Annotated in this window: 19 protein-coding genes; 8 read left to right on the top strand and 11 right to left on the bottom strand. The window is 54.7% G+C overall.

All coding sequences use genetic code 11. The features are described 5' to 3' along the window. Positions 1-49: 49 nt before the first annotated feature. Both rho and trxA read right to left on the bottom strand, forming a co-directional pair. Positions 50-1,309 (bottom strand): transcription termination factor Rho, encoded by a 1,260-nt coding sequence (rho, locus tag L3069_RS00825; protein ID WP_001054528.1) that lies wholly within the window; start codon positions 1,307-1,309, stop codon positions 50-52. A 341-nt stretch (positions 1,310-1,650) separates the two neighbouring features. Next, entirely contained in the window at positions 1,651-1,980 is a 330-nt protein-coding gene (gene trxA, locus L3069_RS00820) for a thioredoxin TrxA (RefSeq protein WP_006812392.1), read from the bottom strand. Positions 1,981-2,124: 144 nt separating this feature from the next. On the opposite strand from trxA, the gene rhlB reads away from it, so the two are divergent. Both rhlB and gppA read left to right on the top strand, forming a co-directional pair. Continuing rightward, positions 2,125-3,393 carry an ATP-dependent RNA helicase RhlB gene (gene rhlB, locus L3069_RS00815; protein ID WP_022646644.1) on the top strand — a complete coding sequence of 423 codons (1,269 nt, stop codon included), beginning with the start codon at positions 2,125-2,127 and terminating at the stop codon, positions 3,391-3,393. 6 nt (positions 3,394-3,399) lie between these two features. After that, the gene (gppA, locus tag L3069_RS00810) at positions 3,400-4,884 is read left to right on the top strand and encodes a guanosine-5'-triphosphate,3'-diphosphate diphosphatase (protein ID WP_038416966.1); all 1,485 of its coding nucleotides are present in this window, start codon (positions 3,400-3,402) and stop codon (positions 4,882-4,884) included. Between the two features lie 52 nt (positions 4,885-4,936). On the opposite strand, the gene rep is transcribed toward gppA, so the two are convergent. After that, positions 4,937-6,961 (bottom strand): DNA helicase Rep, encoded by a 2,025-nt coding sequence (gene rep / locus L3069_RS00805; protein ID WP_022646642.1) that lies wholly within the window; start codon positions 6,959-6,961, stop codon positions 4,937-4,939. 85 nt (positions 6,962-7,046) lie between these two features. On the opposite strand from rep, the gene ppiC reads away from it, so the two are divergent. Beyond that, entirely contained in the window at positions 7,047-7,328 is a 282-nt protein-coding gene (gene ppiC / locus L3069_RS00800; RefSeq protein WP_006812396.1) for a peptidylprolyl isomerase PpiC, read from the top strand. A gap of 54 nt (positions 7,329-7,382) precedes the next feature. Here the strand turns inward: ppiC and cysE are convergent, their stop codons facing one another. The 5 genes from cysE to L3069_RS00775 all read right to left on the bottom strand — a co-directional run bounded on the left by cysE (position 7,383) and on the right by L3069_RS00775 (position 10,492). After that, complete coding sequence (cysE, locus tag L3069_RS00795; RefSeq protein ID WP_022646641.1) at positions 7,383-8,204, bottom strand: serine O-acetyltransferase; 822 nt, start codon at positions 8,202-8,204, stop codon at positions 7,383-7,385. Positions 8,205-8,279: 75 nt separating this feature from the next. Next, positions 8,280-9,299, bottom strand: a complete 1,020-nt coding sequence (gene gpsA, locus L3069_RS00790) for an NAD(P)H-dependent glycerol-3-phosphate dehydrogenase (RefSeq protein WP_032626563.1) — start codon at positions 9,297-9,299, stop codon at positions 8,280-8,282. Further along, a complete protein-coding gene (gene secB / locus L3069_RS00785) occupies positions 9,299-9,766 on the bottom strand; it encodes a protein-export chaperone SecB (protein ID WP_003860835.1) in 468 nt (155 codons plus the stop codon). Before secB ends, gpsA begins: the two co-directional genes overlap by 1 nt. A gap of 31 nt (positions 9,767-9,797) precedes the next feature. After that, positions 9,798-10,049: a glutaredoxin 3 gene (gene grxC / locus L3069_RS00780; protein WP_003860837.1), complete on the bottom strand. Its 252-nt coding sequence runs from the start codon at positions 10,047-10,049 to the stop codon at positions 9,798-9,800. Positions 10,050-10,060: 11 nt separating this feature from the next. After that, the gene (locus L3069_RS00775; protein WP_003860840.1) at positions 10,061-10,492 is read right to left on the bottom strand and encodes a rhodanese-like domain-containing protein; all 432 of its coding nucleotides are present in this window, start codon (positions 10,490-10,492) and stop codon (positions 10,061-10,063) included. A 248-nt stretch (positions 10,493-10,740) separates the two neighbouring features. Here L3069_RS00775 and gpmM point away from each other — a divergent pair, with 248 nt between their 5' ends. The 3 genes from gpmM to L3069_RS00760 are packed head-to-tail and all read left to right on the top strand — an operon-like array spanning position 10,741 to position 14,514. Next, entirely contained in the window at positions 10,741-12,285 is a 1,545-nt protein-coding gene (gpmM, locus tag L3069_RS00770) for a 2,3-bisphosphoglycerate-independent phosphoglycerate mutase (protein WP_038415033.1), read from the top strand. A gap of 33 nt (positions 12,286-12,318) precedes the next feature. Further along, positions 12,319-13,578 carry a murein hydrolase activator EnvC gene (gene envC, locus L3069_RS00765; protein WP_230259580.1) on the top strand — a complete coding sequence of 420 codons (1,260 nt, stop codon included), beginning with the start codon at positions 12,319-12,321 and terminating at the stop codon, positions 13,576-13,578. A 3-nt stretch (positions 13,579-13,581) separates the two neighbouring features. Beyond that, positions 13,582-14,514: a divergent polysaccharide deacetylase family protein gene (locus tag L3069_RS00760; RefSeq protein ID WP_032622054.1), complete on the top strand. Its 933-nt coding sequence runs from the start codon at positions 13,582-13,584 to the stop codon at positions 14,512-14,514. 11 nt (positions 14,515-14,525) lie between these two features. Here L3069_RS00760 and L3069_RS00755 read toward each other — a convergent pair whose 3' ends face one another. Next, positions 14,526-15,326 carry a glycosyltransferase family 2 protein gene (locus tag L3069_RS00755; protein ID WP_038415032.1) on the bottom strand — a complete coding sequence of 267 codons (801 nt, stop codon included), beginning with the start codon at positions 15,324-15,326 and terminating at the stop codon, positions 14,526-14,528. A gap of 206 nt (positions 15,327-15,532) precedes the next feature. Here L3069_RS00755 and L3069_RS00750 point away from each other — a divergent pair, with 206 nt between their 5' ends. Both L3069_RS00750 and L3069_RS00745 read left to right on the top strand, forming a co-directional pair. Further along, positions 15,533-16,738 carry a glycosyltransferase gene (locus tag L3069_RS00750; protein ID WP_022646636.1) on the top strand — a complete coding sequence of 402 codons (1,206 nt, stop codon included), beginning with the start codon at positions 15,533-15,535 and terminating at the stop codon, positions 16,736-16,738. A 15-nt stretch (positions 16,739-16,753) separates the two neighbouring features. Beyond that, positions 16,754-17,668, top strand: a complete 915-nt coding sequence (locus tag L3069_RS00745) for a hypothetical protein (RefSeq protein WP_023305215.1) — start codon at positions 16,754-16,756, stop codon at positions 17,666-17,668. Between the two features lie 26 nt (positions 17,669-17,694). Here the strand turns inward: L3069_RS00745 and tdh are convergent, their stop codons facing one another. Together tdh and kbl are read right to left on the bottom strand one after the other, a co-directional pair. Continuing rightward, positions 17,695-18,723, bottom strand: coding sequence for an L-threonine 3-dehydrogenase (gene tdh / locus L3069_RS00740; RefSeq protein WP_017383610.1), 1,029 nt, complete (start codon positions 18,721-18,723; stop codon positions 17,695-17,697). Positions 18,724-18,732: 9 nt separating this feature from the next. Further along, positions 18,733-19,929, bottom strand: a complete 1,197-nt coding sequence (gene kbl, locus L3069_RS00735; protein ID WP_015570030.1) for a glycine C-acetyltransferase — start codon at positions 19,927-19,929, stop codon at positions 18,733-18,735. Positions 19,930-20,069: the final 140 nt, after the last annotated feature.

Here is a 20,069-nt window from a genome sequence, read left to right as displayed (position 1 = left end):
AAATAAAAAACGCCACGTAAAAACGTGGCGTTTACTGGGATTATTTGCGTTACGAGCGTTTCATCATGTCGAAGAAATCGTCGTTCGTTTTAGTCATCGCCAGTTTGTTAATGAGGAATTCCATTGCGTCGATTTCGCCCATTGGATGGATGATTTTGCGCAGGATCCACATTTTCTGCAGCTCTTCCTGAGTGGTAAGCAGCTCTTCTTTACGGGTACCGGAACGGTTGTAGTCGATCGCCGGGAAGACGCGTTTTTCTGCGATTTTACGAGAAAGGTGCAGTTCCATGTTGCCTGTACCTTTAAACTCTTCGTAAATAACTTCGTCCATTTTGGAGCCGGTATCGATCAGCGCCGTCGCGATAATGGTCAGGCTACCGCCCTCTTCCACGTTACGCGCCGCACCGAAGAAACGCTTCGGACGATGCAGGGCGTTGGCATCCACACCACCGGTCAGTACTTTACCGGAAGCCGGCACCACGGTGTTGTAGGCACGCGCCAGACGGGTAATGGAATCGAGCAGGATGATCACGTCTTTCTTGTGCTCAACCAGGCGTTTCGCCTTCTCGATAACCATTTCCGCAACCTGAACGTGGCGGGAAGCAGGCTCGTCGAAGGTTGACGCAACCACTTCCCCTTTCACCAGACGCTGCATCTCGGTCACTTCTTCCGGACGTTCGTCAATCAGCAGCACCATCAGCACACAGTCTGGATGGTTGTAAGCAATGCTCTGCGCGATGTTTTGCAGCAGCATGGTTTTACCGGCTTTTGGCGGCGCCACAATCAGACCACGCTGGCCACGACCAATTGGCGATGCCAGATCCAGCACACGAGCGGTTAAGTCTTCAGTAGACCCGTTACCACGCTCCATACGCAGACGAGAGTTCGCGTGCAGCGGCGTTAAGTTCTCGAACAGGATCTTATTGCGGGAGTTTTCCGGTTTGTCGTAGTTGACTTCATTAACCTTCAACAGCGCAAAGTAGCGTTCACCCTCTTTTGGAGGACGAATCTTACCTGAAATGGTGTCACCAGTGCGGAGGTTGAAACGGCGGATTTGGCTAGGGGATACGTAGATGTCGTCAGGGCCGGCGAGGTAGGAGCTGTCTGCAGAGCGGAGGAAACCAAATCCGTCTTGCAGTATCTCCAGCACACCGTCGCCAAAGATATCTTCGCCACTCTTAGCGTGTTGCTTCAGGATGGCGAAAATGATGTCCTGCTTGCGCATACGAGCCTGGTTTTCCAGTCCCATATTTTCGCCGAGAGTGATCAGCTCAGAAACCGGCGTATTCTTTAATTCGGTAAGATTCATAATGGTGTGGGTTCTTAAACTCGGGGTGATTCTCGAACTTAATGTTGTGAATGGTATGGCAGGGTCATCCATGCCTGTTTAGCGGCCATCACCTCATGTCTGTTCGCTGTCTGGTCACAGGGAAAGAACGCAGAACTGAAACGACAAGACGGATTGAGTGACAAGCCCGGAATCTAGCAACTTCACGCACTGTTTAAGTTAACAACGGGAAGTATCGGGTAAAACAAGATTCAAACAACAAGATATGTTTAAAACGTAGTCATAGCTAACTTAGCACGACTAAAGCCGGGCGTCCAGAGCTCACCATTAATTAGGCGCTCTGGACGCTCAGCGGAGAAACCTTACGCCAGGTTAGCGTCCAGGAACTCTTTCAGTTGACCTTTGGACAGTGCGCCCACTTTGGTCGCCGCCACGTCACCGTTCTTGAACAGCAGCAGGGTCGGGATGCCACGGATACCGTATTTTGGCGCGGTGCCCGGGTTCTGGTCGATGTTCAGCTTGGCAACGGTCAGTTTGCCCTGATATTCGTCAGCGATTTCATCCAGAATCGGAGCGATCATTTTGCAAGGACCACACCATTCAGCCCAGAAATCAACGAGGATCAGCCCGTCAGCTTTAAGTACGTCCGTGTCAAAACTGTCGTCAGTCAGGTGAATAATTTTATCGCTCATATATAACTCCACAGGAATAAGCCTGGTACGTTGGTTTTGTCTCCACCAACGACGTGTTGATGTCGCATTAACCAACTAAAGGTTGACTTTATTTCACCGGATACGCTTTCGTAAAGCAATAGTAAGCTGATATTCTACCACACTATGAGCAAAACACATTTAACAGAACAGAAGTTTTCCGACTTCGCCCTGCACCCAAAGGTGATCGAAGCCCTTGAAACTAAAGGGTTTCATAACTGCACGCCCATTCAGGCTCTCGCCCTGCCGCTGACGCTGGCCGGTCGTGATGTTGCAGGGCAGGCGCAAACCGGTACTGGCAAAACGATGGCGTTTTTAACGTCAACGTTTCATTATTTACTTTCTCACCCAGCGATTGCAGACCGCAAAGTTAACCAGCCGCGCGCGCTAATTATGGCCCCGACGCGAGAACTGGCGGTACAGATCCACGCAGACGCTGAACCCCTGGCGCAAGCCACTGGCCTGAAACTTGGCCTGGCCTATGGCGGCGACGGCTACGATAAACAGCTGAAAGTGCTGGAAAGCGGCGTAGATATCCTGATTGGGACCACCGGCCGTCTTATCGACTACGCTAAACAGAACCATATCAACCTCGGCGCAATCCAGGTCGTGGTGCTGGATGAAGCAGACCGCATGTACGATCTGGGCTTCATTAAAGACATCCGCTGGCTGTTCCGCCGTATGCCTGCGGCAAACCAGCGTCTGAACATGCTGTTCTCCGCAACCCTTTCATACCGCGTACGTGAACTCGCATTCGAGCAGATGAACAATGCGGAATATGTGGAAGTAGAACCGGAGCAGAAAACCGGGCACCGCATTAAAGAAGAGCTCTTCTATCCTTCTAATGAAGAGAAAATGCGCCTGCTGCAAACCCTGATCGAAGAAGAGTGGCCGGATCGCGCGATCATCTTTGCGAACACTAAACACCGCTGTGAAGATATTTGGGGCCACCTGGCGGCAGATGGTCACCGTGTGGGCCTGCTGACCGGCGACGTGGCGCAGAAAAAACGCCTGCGCATTCTCGACGAATTTACTCGTGGCGACCTTGATATTCTGGTCGCGACCGACGTGGCGGCCCGTGGCCTGCACATTCCAGCCGTGACGCACGTCTTTAACTATGACCTGCCAGATGACTGTGAAGACTATGTACACCGTATCGGTCGTACCGGTCGTGCCGGCGCAAGCGGTCACTCCATCAGCCTTGCATGTGAAGAGTATGCGCTGAACCTTCCGGCCATTGAGACCTATATCGGTCACTCTATTCCACAGAGTAAATACAATCCGGACGCGCTGATGAGCGAACTGCCGCCACCTAAGCGCCTTACCCGTCCACGTACCGGTAATGGCCCGCGTCGTTCCGGCGGTGCGCCGCGTAATCGTCGTCGTTCAGGTTAAAAAATGATGCTCAGTTCCACCTCGCTTTATGCGGCAATTGATCTCGGTTCGAATAGTTTTCATATGCTGGTTGTACGCGAGGTGGCGGGAAGCATACAGACGCTGACGCGCATCAAGCGCAAGGTCCGCCTGGCGGCGGGCCTGAGCAGCGATAATCACCTCTCTCCCGAAGCCATGGAACGTGGCTGGCAGTGTCTGCGCCTCTTTGCAGAGCGTCTGCAGGACATACCGCATGCCCAAATCCGCGTTGTCGCGACCGCGACGCTCCGTCTGGCGGTTAATGCCGTCGATTTTATTGCCAAAGCGCAGGAAATTCTCGGCTGCCCGGTGCAAGTCATCAGCGGTGAAGAAGAAGCGCGTCTGATATATCAGGGCGTGGCGCACACTACCGGGGGCGACGATCGCCGTCTGGTGGTGGATATTGGCGGAGCGAGTACTGAACTGGTGACCGGCACGGGTGCCCAGGCGACCTCGCTGTTCAGTCTGTCGATGGGCTGCGTAACCTGGCTTGAGCGCTACTTTACTGACCGCAATCTCGCGCAAGAAAACTTCGACGAGGCTGAAAATGCCGCGCGTGAAGTGCTGCGTCCGGTCATGGACGAACTGCGCTACCACGGCTGGAAAGTGTGTGTAGGGGCGTCAGGAACTGTACAGGCGTTGCAGGAAATCATGATGGCGCAGGGGATGGATGAGCGGATCACGCTTGCTAAACTCCAGCAGCTTAAACAGCGCGCCATTCAATGTGGTCGTCTGGAAGAGCTGGAAATTGAAGGGCTGACGCTCGAACGTGCGCTGGTCTTCCCCAGCGGGCTAGCCATTCTCATCGCCATTTTCACCGAGCTAAACATCCAGTGCATGACCCTGGCAGGCGGCGCACTGCGCGAAGGTCTGGTCTATGGGATGCTGCATCTTTCGGTGGACCAGGACATTCGAAGCCGTACGCTACGTAACGTCCAGCGCCGCTTTATTGTGGATACCGATCAGGCGCAGCGAGTGGGCCAACTGGCATCGCTCTTTGCGGATCAGGTTAAACCACGTTGGGATATCGAACCGTTAAGCCGCGATTTGCTGCTAAGTGCGTGTGCGTTGCATGAAATTGGGCTTAGCGTTGAGTACAAACAAGCGCCGCTACACGCAGCCTGGCTGGTGCGTAATCTCGATTTGCCGGGCTACACTCCCGCGCAGAAAAAATTGCTCGCGACCCTGCTGCTGAATCAAACCAACGCCGTTGACCTCTCTTCACTTCATCAGCAAAACGCTGTACCGCCGCGCGTGGCCGAACATCTCTGCCGCTTACTTCGTCTGGCGATTCTGTTTGCCAGCCGGCGTCGCGACGATCTCCTCCCGGCCATTACGCTGGTGGCAGACGATGAAAAACTGACGCTGACGCTGCCGGAAAATTGGCTAGAAGATCATCCGCTTGGAGCAGAGTTGATCGAGCAGGAGTGCCAGTGGCAGAGCTATGTGCACTGGGCGCTTGATGTGAAGTGACCCTTTGAAGCGTGCCGGGGGGCGGCTTCGCCTTACCCGGCCTACAAAATTGTTATCCTTTCTCTTTGGCTTTCGCCAGCATGGCGCGTATGTTCGCCACGTTGGCTTGACCCTTGTGCATCCGCTCTTCAGCGGTAATAGCTTTACGCTCCTGCTCCCAGATAAGATCGTCCTGAGGCAACTCCAGCAGGAAACGGCTCGGCTCCGGGCGCACCAGCTCACCATACTGACGGCGCTCTTTGCACAGCGTAAACGTCAGCTCTTTCTGCGCACGGGTGATCCCCACGTAGGCCAGACGGCGCTCTTCGTCGACGTTATCTTCATCAATGCTGCTCTGGTGCGGCAGCAGGCCCTCTTCCATCCCCACCAGATAGACATACGGGAACTCCAGCCCTTTCGAGGCATGCAACGTCATCAGCTGGACCTGATCGGCTTCTTCTTCACTCTCGCCGCGCTCCATCATATCGCGCAGCGTGAAGCGGGTGACCACCTGCGTCAGGGTCATCGGCTCGTCAATCTCAGATCCTTCAAGCATTTCGGTCATCCAGCTGAAGAGCTGGTTAACGTTTTTCATGCGCATTTCTGCCGCTTTCGGGCTGGCGGAGGTTTCATACAACCAGGATTCGTAATCAATGCCGTGGATCAGATCGCGTACTGCCGCCACGGGCTCGCGCTCTGCCAGACGCTGCACCTCACCCAGCCAGTGGGTAAAGCGGGTTAAGGCGTCATAGCCGCGCCCGGTCAGGGTCTGGCTCAGCCCCATATCGAAGCTGGCGGTGAACAGACTTTTGTTGCGGGTCATCGCCCATTCACCCAGCTTTTGCAGCGTCGCAGAGCCAATCTCGCGCTTCGGCGTATTTACAATGCGCAGGAAAGCGCTGTCGTCATCCGGGTTGGTCAGCACGCGCAGATAGGCCAGCAGATCCTTGATTTCCGGACGCGAAAAGAACGACGTACCGCCGGAGATTTTGTAGGGGATGCGGTTCTGCATCAGCATCTTTTCAAAGACGCGCGACTGGTGGTTTCCGCGATAGAGGATCGCGTAATCCTTGTATTCAGTTTTGTTGACGAAGTGATGGGCAATCAGCTCGCCGGTTACGCGCTCCGCTTCGTGCTCTTCGTTATTGGCGCTAAGGACTTTCAGCTCGGTCCCGTAACCCAGTTCAGAGAACAGGCGCTTCTCAAAGACGTGCGGGTTGTTGGCAATCAGGATGTTCGCCGCCTTCAGGATACGCCCGGAAGAACGGTAGTTCTGCTCCAGTTTAATCACCTGCAACGCCGGGAAGTCTTTGCTCAGCAGCACCAGGTTTTGCGGACGTGCGCCACGCCATGAGTAAATCGACTGATCGTCATCGCCTACAACGGTAAAACGCGCGCGCTGTCCTACCAGCAGCTTCACCAGCTCGTACTGGCTGGTGTTGGTATCCTGGTATTCATCCACCAGCAGGTAACGAATTTTGTTCTGCCAGCGCTCGCGCACCTCTTCATTCCGCTGAAGCAGCAGCGTCGGCAGCAGGATCAGATCGTCGAAATCCAGTACGTTGCAGGCTTTCATATGCGCGTCGTACAGGCCATAGCAGTGGGCAAAGATGCGGTCACGCTCGCCTTTGGCACTTGCCGCAGCCTGGGCCGGCGTCATCAGATCGTTTTTCCAGTTCGAGATCGTCGAGATCAGCTGTTGCAACAGCACTTTGTCATCTTCGATCAGCCCTTCCGTCAGCTCTTTGAGCAGCGCCACCTGGTCGGTGTCATCAAAGAGCGAAAAGTTGGACTTCATTCCCAGCGCCGCGTATTCGCGCTTGATGATATCCAGACCCAGCGTGTGGAAGGTGGAGATCATCAGCCCGCGCGCCTCTTTACGGCCCAGCGTCTGGCCGACGCGCTCTTTCATCTCACGCGCCGCTTTGTTGGTAAAGGTGACCGCCGCGATATGGCGCGCCTGGTATCCACAACCCCGAATTAAGTGGGCGATTTTGTTGGTGATCACGCGTGTTTTACCGGATCCCGCTCCCGCCAGCACCAGGCAGGGTCCGGTGACGAATTCGACAGCTTGTTGTTGTCCGGGGTTTAAACGCATAAATGATCACTCAATGAAAGTCGGGAGAGGAGGAAAAACGCGTGGTAGTATACCGATCGTAAACTCGTTGACTCAAGGCACGATCATGGCAAAAACAGCAGCAGCACTGCATATCCTTGTTAAAGAAGAAAAACTGGCACAGGATCTGCTCGAACAGATTAAAAACGGCGCCGACTTCGGCAAACTGGCGAAGAAACACTCGATTTGCCCGTCAGGCAAACGCGGTGGTGACTTAGGCGAGTTCCGCCAGGGCCAGATGGTCCCGGCGTTTGATAAAGTGGTTTTCTCCTGCCCGGTGCTGGAGCCAACCGGCCCACTGCATACGCAGTTCGGCTATCACATTATCAAAGTGTTATACCGCAACTAATCAAAAGCCCGGTGCATTAACTCACCGGGCTTTTTTATTTGAGTGTTCCAGCGTTCAGATACCGTCGCCGTATTCGAAGGTGTGGTGAATACCGTTAAAGTGCTGATCCATATCCATCGACGGTTTATCGCTGTCTGGCTTACCGACGATGCGCGCCGGGACGCCAGCGGCGGTGGTGTGCGGCGGTACAGGCTGGAGCACAACCGATCCCGCGCCAATCTTTGCGCCGCGTCCGACTTCAATATTGCCAAGGATTTTAGCACCCGCGCCGATCATCACCCCTTCACGAATTTTCGGATGGCGATCGCCGCTGGTTTTACCTGTACCGCCCAGCGTAACGGATTGCAGAATCGACACGTCATCTTCGATTACCGCCGTTTCACCGACAACAATGCCGGTGGCGTGATCGAGCATGATCCCGCGGCCAATTTTCGCCGCCGGGTGAATATCGACCTGGAAGGTCACGGAAACCTGGTTTTGCAGGAAGATGGCCAGCGCGCGGCGTCCCTCATTCCATAACCAGTGGCCGATGCGGTACGCCTGTAAGGCGTGGAAGCCTTTGAGATACAGCAGCGGCGTGGAGTATTTATCCACCGCCGGGTCACGCGTGCGCACGGCCTGAATATCGCAGGCGGCAGAAGCAATCATTTCAGGATCGGCAGCGTAGGCCTCTTCCACCACCTCGCGAATAGCGATAGCAGGCATGATAGGGGAAGCCAGTTTATTGGCGAGCATGTAGCTCAGGGCGCTGCCGAGATTTTCGTGCTTGAGTAGCGTCGCGTGATAAAAACTGGCCAGCATGGGCTCACAGTCGGCCAACGCTCGGGCTTCGGCTTTAATATTATTCCAGACGATATCCAGTTCTTCACACGGCATTGCTTGCTCCAGACGATAGTTAATGACCAGCCAGTTCTGCGCTGGCTGGGTCATTCAGGTGACGATACTTCCCGGCTAATTGCTGCTGCGCTCGTCCTTGCGCGCACGACCTAATAAGGTCAATGCTGCCTCGCGCGCATTTTTTCCGCAATACAATACCTGATAAATTTCCTCGGTTATTGGCATTTCGACACCGAAACGATGCGCCAATTCGCGAACTTCTTTGGTATTGCGATAGCCTTCAACCACCTGACCAATCTTCTCCTGCGCGCTTTTGACATCGCTACCCTGTCCGAGCATCATGCCAAAGCGGCGGTTACGCGACTGGTTGTCGGTGCAGGTCAACACCAGATCGCCCAGCCCAGCCATTCCCATAAAGGTGGCCGGATCGGCGCCCAGCGCTTCTCCCAGGCGTGACATTTCGGTCAGGCCACGGGTGATCAGCGCCGTACGCGCATTCGCGCCGAAGCCGATGCCGTCAGACATCCCGGCCCCGATGGCAATGACGTTCTTCACCGCGCCGCCCAGCTGTACGCCGATAAAATCAGGGTTGCTGTACACGCGGAAGCTTTTGCCGCAGTGCAGCAGTTGCTGAAGATCGTCGGAAAATGCCTGGTCGGTGGACGCCAGCGAGATCGCCGTCGGCAAGCCCGCAGCCAGCTCTTTGGCGAATGTCGGCCCGGAGATCACCGCCAGCGGGATCGCTGTTCCCAGCGCTTCGCGGGCAACGTCCTGCAACAGACGTCCGGTTTCCGCTTCCAGCCCCTTCGTCGCCCACACAATACGCGCATCCGCACGCATCAGCGGCTTAATCTGACGCAGGACTTCGCCAAACACATGGCTTGGCACCACAATCAAAATATTGCGGCTGACCGCCAGCGCGGTTGCGAGGTCGCTTTCCAGATACAGAGAGTCAGGGAACGGAACGTCCGGGAGAAACGCCACGTTGCAGCGGTCGTGTTGCAACGTCGCGATATGTTTTGGATCGTGGCCCCACAGGACCACGTCGTGACCATTTCTTGCCAGTGTGATGGCAAGAGCGGTGCCGTAAGAGCCGGCACCGATCACAGTCATTGACGCATTAACAGTGCTCATCAGGCATCCTGATGTTGTTCGGCACCTTCGCCAGCCTGCTGCTGTAGATAGTTCATAAACAGTGCATCAAAGTTGACTGGCGCAAGGTTCAGTTGCGGGAATGTACCGCGAGAAACCAGGCTGGTGATGCATTCACGCGCATACGGGAACAGGATGTTCGGGCAGTATGCACCCAGGCAATGCGCCATCTGGTTACCTTCGATGCCGCCGATAGAGAAGATACCGCCCTGCTGTACTTCGCACAGGAATGCAGTTTCTTCGCCCAGGGAGGCGGTCACGGTGACACGCAGTACGACTTCATACACGTCATCCGCCAGCTGGGTGGATGCGGTATCCAGATCAAGTTTAACCTCTGGCTGCCAGTCTTTCTGGAAAACGTGCGGCGCATTTGGCGCTTCGAAAGAGACATCCTTGGTGTAGATGCGCTGGATCTGGAAAGTCATCTCGGTGTTGTTTTGTTCTGACATGGAAAAACCCTTTTTAATTGTCCTAAAGTCTCTAGCTCAGCAGCGGATCGAGTCCACCGCGGGCGTCGAGCGCATACAAGTCATCACAGCCGCCAATGTGCTGCGCATCAATAAAAATCTGTGGAACCGTTGTGCGACCACTGCGTTGGATCATCTCTTCGCGTTTAATCGCGTCACCATCAATCGGCAGTTCCTTAAACGTTACGCCTTTGCTGGACAGCAGCGCTTTCGCTCGGTGGCAGAACGGGCACGTTGCTTTGGTGTAGATCTCAATATTGGCCATCACTTAACTCCTTATTTACCGCGCACTAAAGGAAGATTCTCCCCGCTCCAGCCGGAGATGCCTTCTTTCAGCACCGTTACGTTTTCAAAGCCTGCTTTATGCAGTGCGTTGGCAGATTCCTGCGCCTGCATGCCAGTGCCGTCAACAACAATAATCGGCTGGGCTTTATGCTTCTCCAGCTCACCAATGTTGTTCGCTTTAATTTCCGCTGGCAGCAGGTTGATAGCACCTGCAATATGGCCCTTGCGGAAATCGTCGCGCTGACGCAGATCGACAACCACGGCGTCCTCTTTGTTGATCAGACGTGTCGCTTCACCGCGGGTGATCACCTTAATTTTAGACGTCAGTCCCTTAAATGTGGTGAACAGTACAGCGACCAGCAGGCCAATCCACGCGATGCTCAGAACCGGGTGGCGGCTAACGAATTGCATAATTTCTTGCATGGGGGGTAACAACTCCCGACTAAGTGATTAAAAAAACCAGGACAGGAGTATACCTGTGCGCTGTGGCAAATACAGCCAGCGACATAAAGCTAATCTATTTTCTGCGGCATGCCACGTAAAAAAAGCCTCAAAATGGCCTGAGAACAGCCTTGCCCCCACGCTTTCTTTGATCTTCTGCGGCTATTTTATCGATTCAGCTGTAGTAAAATTACGCAAATTTTTTGTCTCTTGAGCATGAGGTTGTCGCAATGTCGGTTTCTAAAAAACCTATGGTACTGGTGATTCTGGATGGCTATGGCTACCGTGAAGATCAACAGGATAACGCCATTTTCAACGCCAAAACCCTGGTTATGGATGCGCTATGGGCAAAACGTCCCCACACCCTGATTGATGCGTCTGGTCTGGAAGTCGGCCTGCCGGATCGTCAGATGGGCAACTCTGAAGTGGGTCACGTTAACCTGGGCGCAGGCCGTATCGTTTATCAGGACCTGACGCGCCTGGACGTTGAAATCAAAGAACGTACATTCTTTGCCAACCCAACGCTCACCGGAGCAGTTGATAAAGCCGTTGCCGCAGGCAAGGCCGTTCATATTATGGGCCTGCTCTCTGCGGGCGGCGTTCACAGCCACGAAGATCACATCATGGCGATGGTAGAGCTGGCCGCTGAGCGCGGTGCGGAAAAAATCTATCTGCACGCCTTCCTGGATGGTCGCGATACGCCGCCACGCAGCGCAAAAGGTTCTCTGAAAGCCTTTGAAGATAAATTTGCCGCACTGGGCAAAGGCCGCGTGGCATCCATCGTTGGCCGTTACTATGCCATGGACCGCGACAACCGCTGGGACCGCGTTGAGCAAGCCTATGATCTGCTGACCCTGGCAAAAGGCGAGTTCCAGTTCCCGACCGCCGTTGAAGGCCTGGAAGCGGCTTACGCGCGTGATGAAAACGACGAATTTGTGAAGGCAACCGTGATCCGCGCTGAAGGCCAGGCCGATGCCGCTATGGAAGATGGCGATGCGCTGATCTTCATGAACTTCCGTGCTGACCGCGCGCGCGAAATCACCCGCGCCTTCGTCAACAGCGATTTCGACGGTTTCGCCCGTAAGAAAGTGGCGAAGATCGATTTCATCCAGTTGACCGAGTATGCAGCGGATATCAAAGCCCCATGCGCGTATCCACCCGCTTCCCTGGAAAATACCTTCGGCGAGTGGATGGCGAAAAACGATAAAACGCAGCTGCGCATCTCCGAAACTGAGAAGTATGCGCACGTGACCTTCTTCTTTAACGGCGGCGTAGAAGAGCCGTTTAAAGGCGAAGACCGCATCCTGATTAACTCGCCGAAAGTCGCCACTTACGATCTCCAGCCAGAAATGAGCTCTGCGGAGCTGACCGAAAAACTGGTGGCCGCGATCGAAAGCGGTAAATACGACACCATCATCTGTAACTATCCGAATGGCGACATGGTGGGCCACACCGGCGTGATGGAAGCTGCCGTTAAAGCGGTTGAAGCGCTGGACCACTGCGTTGAGCAGGTCGCGAAAGCGGTTGAATCCGTGGGCGGCCAGCTGCTGATCACCGCTGACCACGGTAACGCAGAACAGATGCGTGACCCGGCAACCGGTCAGGCGCATACCGCCCATACCAACCTGCCTGTTCCACTGATTTATGTAGGTGATAAGTCAGTGAAAGCAGTGGAAGGCGGCAAGCTTTCCGACATCGCGCCAACCATGTTGTCGCTGATGGGTATGGAAATCCCTGAAGAGATGACTGGCAAGCCGCTGTTCATCGTGGAATAATCGCTCCCCATGAGGGGAAAGGCGATTTTTTCAATCACATGGGTCGTGAAGCCGTTTCGGTTATCAGTCAGACCTCTGCTTTGCGCCAGCGCACTCAGCGCTGGCGTATTGCTGTGCGCCGCATCTGCCCACGCGGATGACCGCGACCAGCTCAAATCCATTCAGGCCGATATCGCCGCCAAAGAGCGTGTGGTACGCCAGCAGCAGCAGCAGCGCTCTGCCCTGCTTGCCCAGCTTAAAAAGCAGGAAGAGGCTATTTCCGCCGCCGCGCGTAAGCTGCGTGAAACACAAAACACCCTTGCCCAGCTTAATAAGCAAATCGATGAAATGAACGCATCGATTGCGAAACTGGAGCGTCAGCGCGATGCCCAGGAGCGGAACCTTGCTGCACAGCTTGATGCCGCTTTCCGCCAGGGTGAGCACACAGGCCTTCAGTTGATCCTCAGCGGTGAAGAGAGCCAGCGCGGTCAGCGTTTACAGGCCTATTTCGGCTATCTCAACCAGGCTCGTCAGGAGACCATTGCGCAGCTGAAACAGACGCGCGAAGAAGTCACCACGCAAAAAGCCGAGCTGGAAGAGAAGCAGAGCCAGCAGCAAACGCTGCTCTACGATCAGCAGGCGCAGCAGGAGAAGCTTGAGCAGGCGCGCAATGAGCGTAAGAAGACGCTCGCCGGGCTGGAGTCCTCTATCCAGGCAGGACAAAGCCAGCTGAGCGAAATGCGCGCCAACGAATCCAGACTGCGTAACAGCATTGCCCGGGCAGAAGCCGCGGCCAAAGCGCGAGCCGAAAAAGAAGCGCGCGAAGCGCAGGCGGTGCGTAATAAGCAGCAGGAAGCCTCCCGGAAAGGCACCACCTACAAACCGACTGAAAATGAACGTTCCCTGATGTCGCGTACCGGCGGCCTCGGCTCCCCGCGTGGTCAGGCTTACTGGCCCGTTCGCGGTACGATCCTGCATCGCTATGGCGAACAGTTGCAGGGTGAGCTACGTTGGAAGGGGATCGTTATCGGTGCGTCTGAAGGTAGCGAAGTGAAAGCCATCGCCGATGGCCGCGTGATCCTGGCCGACTGGCTACAGGGTTACGGGCTCGTGGTGGTGGTCGAGCACGGTAAAGGCGACATGAGTCTTTACGGCTACAACCAGAGCGCGCTGGTCAGCGTTGGCACTCAGGTGCGCGCGGGTCAACCCATTGCCCTTGTGGGCAGCAGTGGCGGTCAGGGCCGCCCGTCACTCTATTTCGAAATTCGTCGTCAGGGTCAGGCGGTCAATCCACAGCCGTGGTTGGGAAGATAAGTTTTGCTTCAATTTCGTCGAATTGTTTTTTCCGTCGTCAGCGCACTGGCGCTGGCTGCACCGGTTTATGCAGGCAAACTCGCGATTGTGATTGATGACTTCGGTTATCGACCACACTATGAAAATCAGGTGCTGGCGATGCCGTCAGCCATCTCTGTTGCCGTCCTGCCGAATGCGCCTCACGCGCATGAAATGGCGACCAAAGCGCACAATGGCGGCCATCAGGTCCTCATCCATCTGCCGATGGCCCCTCTCAGCAAGCAGCCGCTGGAAAAAGATACCCTGCGTCCGGACATGAGCAGCGACGAGATCGATCGCATCATCCGCGATGCGTACAATAAAGTGCCGTATGCCGTGGGTCTGAATAACCATATGGGCAGCGCGATGACCTCCAGCCTGTACGGTATGCTGAAAGTGATGCAGGCGCTGGAGCGTTACAATCTCTACTTCCTCGACAGCATGACCATCGGCAACAGCCAGGCGATGCGTGCCGCTCAGGGGACGGGTGTAAAAGTCATCAAGCGCAAAGTCTTCCTGGACGACTCCCAGAACGAAGCGGATATCCGCGTGCAGTTCAACCGCGCGGTACAGCTGGCGCGCCGTAACGGTTCGGCGATTGCCATTGGGCATCCGCATCCGTCTACCGTTCGCGTTTTGCAGCAAATGTTGCCGGGCTTACCCGCCGATATCACGCTGGTACGTCCGAGCGATCTGCTCAATGAACCTCAGGTGGATACTTCCCGTCCGGGTAGCGCGCAACCACCCGCAACGCAGCCGCGTAATCCATTCCGCGGCGTGAAGAACTGCACGCTGAAACAGCCGCCTGAACCGGTCTATGCAACCCGCTTCTTCACGGTGATTGGCGAAAGCATCAGCAGCAGTACGCTGGTTAAATACGTCCAGCAACAGTGGCAGGGTTGGGGAAAAAAAGCCTGATCGGCTAACGCCTATTCTGCCAGATAAGAGTCCGACTGCTCTTTTGCAACGGACTCTTTCTTTTCTCGATCCTGATACCAGGCCTTGAAATACTTCAAAAAACTGTACGCCGTGGCATAAAACCCTGTCACCACACCCACTTTGCCCTTACGCCACGCACCGCTAAACAGATACCATTTGAAAAATGCGCCGATAGCGCTGATCGCGCCGCGACCAAGAGAGGGACGTATCGTCTGATATTGAACCAGGCGAGTGGTATATCCGTTTAATTTATTCAAAAGTTCATGTAGTGAATAAAACGTATCATGTCTGACATAGCCAGGAATACGTTCAGAACGGAGAAAACCTTCAACCTGATCGTCTACTGGCCGGTTATTAAATCGCGACTGCGTACGGTTAAAAAGACGCACCGGATAATCCGGAGATGAGACTGGATAAATCGTTCGGACATTTTCTCCCAGAACAAACCAGTGACGACATATCCGCCACGCCATATCCGGTTCGGGTTCATCGCCCATTTTTAATTTTAAAATAGCACCAACGGTTTCTTGATCGAGTATTTCGTCACTGTCCATGCACAGCACCCAGTCGTTGTGCGCATGGGATACGGCATGATTCATCTGCTCGCCGTGCCAGCTATATTTTTTGAATATGGGCGACAATCCATAACTCTGGCAAATATATATCGTTGCGTCTGTACTGCCGGAATCAACTACAACGAATTCATCCGCTATTTTTAAAAGAGGAGGAATAACATCGTGCAACGTTCTTTCGGAGTTAAACGTTAATAAGCAAACCGTTATTTTAAACATATTCTCACTCTCTCAAAAACAACATAAAATTTTTGCGCTAATACTATCGAATTGAGAAGAGGCGATTAAAGTCTTAAATCGCACTTTTAAAATAAGCGCGTTTAAAACCTTTCCTTATAAAAAGACAAAGAAATACAAAAAATCTATTTTATTTCAGTAAATTCTTTATAATGCGGTCAGATGAAGGGTAGCATACGGATTCAGACATGCCGCAAAAACGTAAAATCCTCCTCCTGGACACAGGCAAAGAATGGGGGGGAGGTACCAACAGTATGCTTGAGCTTCTGAAGCGAATCAACCGCGACAAATTCGACATTACCTGTTGTTTTTACAGTGATTATAGTCGTGCTGAAGGTCAAACGATAGGCCAGGTGCTCAACAGCATTGGGATCCCATTACTCGTTATCCCTCAACGTAAGCAACCGGCATGGGCAAAACTCCTGAAAGAAGCGGGACGTGGTCTGCTGTTTTTCTCGCGTTCGGCGCGCAAAGCATTTACGCGGCATATTGATACCCTGTGGCGTATCCGGCCCAACGTCAGCAAGATCGAGACCATTTTCAGGGAAGGTGGATTCGATACGCTGTATATGAACAACCAGCCAGGCTCTAATGAAGAAGGGTATCTGGCGGGCGCAAACCTGCGTGCACGGATAATCCAGCACTGCCGGATTGAACCAGTGCTGACCCCGCCGCTGGTGAAGCTGGTGAATGCCCATGCCACAAAAATCATTGCCGTCTCGCACGGCGTTGAACGCGTGCTACTTCAGCATGGCGTCCGGCCAGAGCTGTGTACCACGGTCAACAATGCCATCGACATCCATCAGCCTTTGCCGGACCGATGCGCGATGCGCCAGCGACTGAACATTGAAGACGATACGTTTGTATTCGGCAGCATTGGCTCGTTAATCCCTCGTAAGGCCAACCACCACACGCTGGAGGCGCTGGCACAGTTCAGCCAGAGACACCCGCAGGCAAAATGGAAAATGGTGCTGGTCGGTGAAGGGGCTGAACGCGGCGCGCTGGCTGCACAAGCTGATGCATCAGGTATTGCTGAGCACGTCATTTTTACCGGTTTCCAGAACACGCCTTTTGACTATCTCGCCACTTTTGACGCGTTCATTCTGGCCTCGCAGAGCGAAGGCTTGCCCCGCGTCGTGCTGGAAGCAATGCTGCTCAACATCCCCGTGATTGGTTCAAAAGTGACCGGCACGGCAGAATTGATCGACCATGAGTCGACCGGGCTGCTGTTCCCCTGGAGCGACGTGTCGCAACTTGCTCAACATCTGGATAATATCTGGCAGGATCCTGCTCTGCGCGCCCGGCTCGCCGCAGCCGCGCACCAGAATGTCTGCAACATGTATGCCATTGAAAGCTATGTTAACGGTGTCGAGGCCGTTCTTGGCGCGCAATAACCAAACGAGAAGAACATGTTTAAATTCCTGAATGCTCGCTACCGCCACATTACCGGGCGTCATAACATTCCTTACGCTTCCCTTCCGGTCACGCGCGATCTCGTTGCGGTTGATTCCATTGTGATCCCGTGTACGGGCGCAGATTTCGTCGAAGAGGCGTTATTGTCAGCGACCTTTGCAGAGCGTTATGCCTCTGACGTCAGCGAGATTGTTATCGTCAGCGATCAGCCTGAATCCGCTTTCGGCGAACTGCCGCCAAAAACTCGCGTTGTTACCCTCACGCTTCCAAAACGTGAAGAAGGTTACCGCTATAAGCAGATCTACCTCAGTCGTCTGGTGAAGCTTAACGCTCCGTTGCAGGCGCGCGGTGAAGGTGTGCTGATGATCGACTCCGATCTCAACCTGCTTAAAATGCCAGAGATCAACATGGCGGATATGCACATCTACTCCAGCTTCCGTCAGGGCAAAATGATTGCCAAGCTGGACGGCGCGCCAGCGGAGAAAGTGCCGGCGTATTACAAAGAAACGGTGCGCCCGTATCTGGTCGATCATGTTAACGGCGCGTTTCTTGCCGCCACCAAAAAGACCTGGCGCCGTATCTGCCCGCTGTGGCTGACGCTGTTCCAGGATACCTGGGAGCTGATGGACGATACGCAGCCGCCGACCGATCAGCTGCCGCTCGCTGCGCTGCTGGACATGCTGGATGTCAAAACGGTTAACCTGGGCGACTGGATGAACTGGCCGGTCTCCAAGAAGATCGGCGGACAGGAAGCCGTTGTGCCGAAAGAGGTGATTGGCGCGCACGGCGGTTTCCCGCTTTCCGAATGGCAGAAGTATCTGGAATCACCGGATAATAAGCTGCTGTTCAAAGGTCAGGATTACACCCGCAAGGTGCGTTACCTGACGGACGAAGAGAAAAAGAATCAGTAAAAAAGGGGCCTCAGGCCCCTTTTTGATTACTTATCCCAGCTCAGGATCACTTTCCCTGACTGGCCGGAACGCATTGCGTCGAAGCCCTGCTGGAACTCATCGATGGAGAAACGGTGAGTGATAATCGGGGACAGATCCAGACCGGACTGGATCAGCGCAGCCATCTTGTACCAGGTTTCGAACATCTCGCGGCCATAAATGCCCTTAATGAACAGCCCCTTGAAGATGACTTTGTTCCAGTCGATGGACATATCTGACGGCGGAATACCCAGCATCGCGATTCGGCCACCGTGGTTCATGGTGTCGAGCATGGTGCGGAACGCCGGTGGCGCGCCGGACATCTCCAGACCCACGTCAAAGCCTTCGGTCATGCCCAGCTCTTCCATCACGTCTGTCAGGCTCTCTTTCGAGACATCCACCGCGCGGGTGACGCCCATTTTGCGCGCCAGCGACAGGCGGTATTCGTTCACGTCGGTGATCACCACGTTGCGCGCACCCACATGCTTCGCCACGGCTGCCGCCATAATGCCGATTGGGCCCGCGCCGGAGACCAGCACGTCTTCACCCACCAGGTCGAAGGAGAGCGCCGTGTGTACCGCGTTGCCGAACGGGTCGAAGATGGAGGCCAGATCGTCAGAGATATTGTCCGGGATTTTGAACGCGTTAAACGCCGGGATCACCAGGTATTCCGCGAAGCATCCCGGACGGTTCACGCCCACGCCGACGGTGTTGCGGCACAGGTGCGTACGTCCGCCGCGACAGTTGCGGCAGTGACCGCAGGTAATGTGGCCTTCACCGGAGACGCGGTCGCCAATGTTGAAGCCTTTCACTTCCTGGCCAATGCCGACCACTTCGCCGACATATTCGTGGCCGACAACCATTGGCACGGGAATGGTTTTTTGCGACCACTGGTCCCAGTTGTAGATGTGAACGTCAGTACCGCAGATGGCGGTTTTACGAATTTTGATCAGCAGATCGTTATGACCGACTTCCGGCTCCGGCACGTCGGTCATCCAAATCCCTTCTTCCGCTTTCAGTTTGGATAACGCTTTCATCACACGTCCTCAGGCAATTACGCCCAGCTGTTTGCCGATGCGGGTAAAGGCTTCCACCGCACGTTCAATTTGTTCAGGCGAGTGCGCCGCAGACATCTGGGTGCGGATACGCGCCTGACCTTTTGGTACCACCGGGAAAAAGAACCCGGTCACGTAAATCCCTTCTTTCTGAAGCTCACGAGCAAATTTCTGCGCGACAACCGCGTCGCCCAGCATCACCGGAATGATCGCATGGTCAGCGCCGGCCAGGGTGAATCCTGCGGCACTCATTTTTTCACGGAACAGGCGGGCGTTAGCCCACAGGCGGTCGCGCAGCTCAGCCCCGGATTCCACCATCTCCAGCACTTTAATAGAGGCGGCCACAATCGCCGGCGCCAGGGAGTTGGAGAACAGGTACGGGCGGGAGCGCTGACGCAGCCACTCAACCACCTCTTTGCGCGCAGCAGTGTAGCCGCCAGACGCGCCACCAAGCGCTTTGCCCAGCGTACCGGTGATGATATCTACGCGGCCCATTACGTCGCAGTATTCGTGGGAGCCGCGGCCATTTTCGCCGACAAAGCCAACCGCGTGAGAGTCATCCACCATCACCAGCGCGTCGTATTTATCCGCCAGATCGCACACGCCTTTCAGGTTGGCGATCACGCCGTCCATGGAGAACACGCCGTCAGTGGCGATCAGCACGTGGCGGGCACCGGCTTCACGGGCCTCTTTCAGGCGGGCTTCCAGCTCAACCATGTCGTTGTTGGCGTAGCGGAAACGCTTCGCTTTGCACAGGCGTACACCGTCGATGATGGAGGCGTGGTTCAGGGCGTCGGAGATAATCGCGTCTTCTGCACCGAGCAGGGTCTCAAACAGACCGCCGTTGGCGTCGAAGCAGGAGGAGTACAGAATCGCGTCTTCCATTCCGAGGAAGTTCGCCAGCTTTTGCTCAAGCTGCTTGTGGCTGTCCTGGGTACCGCAGATAAAGCGAACGGAGGCCATGCCGAAGCCGTGGGTATCCATGCCGTTTTTCGCCGCGGCAATCAGCTCAGGGTGATTCGCAAGACCTAAATAGTTGTTCGCGCAAAAGTTGATCACATGGCTGCCGTCGGCAACTGTGATGTCCGCCTGCTGGGCAGACGTGATAATACGCTCTTCTTTGAACAACCCTTCCGCACGTGCGGTGTCGAGGTCGCTGTTTAACTGTTTGTAAAAATCACCACGCATTGCAATTCTCCAGACTCGGCAAATTTTGGCACATATTACCCAAACCAATAGTTCATGACGAGATGACGCCGTATCTCTTCTCGTTTTTGCAGCATAAATCACGTGTACCCCTGCTGCATATCGGTGAATGGCTGAAGACC

Origin of the sequence: Enterobacter cloacae complex sp. ECL411, from assembly GCF_021869665.1 — a bacterium.
Taxonomy (GTDB): Bacteria; Pseudomonadota; Gammaproteobacteria; order Enterobacterales; family Enterobacteriaceae; genus Enterobacter; species Enterobacter intestinihominis.
This window is presented reverse-complemented; position numbering and strand designations above follow the sequence as displayed.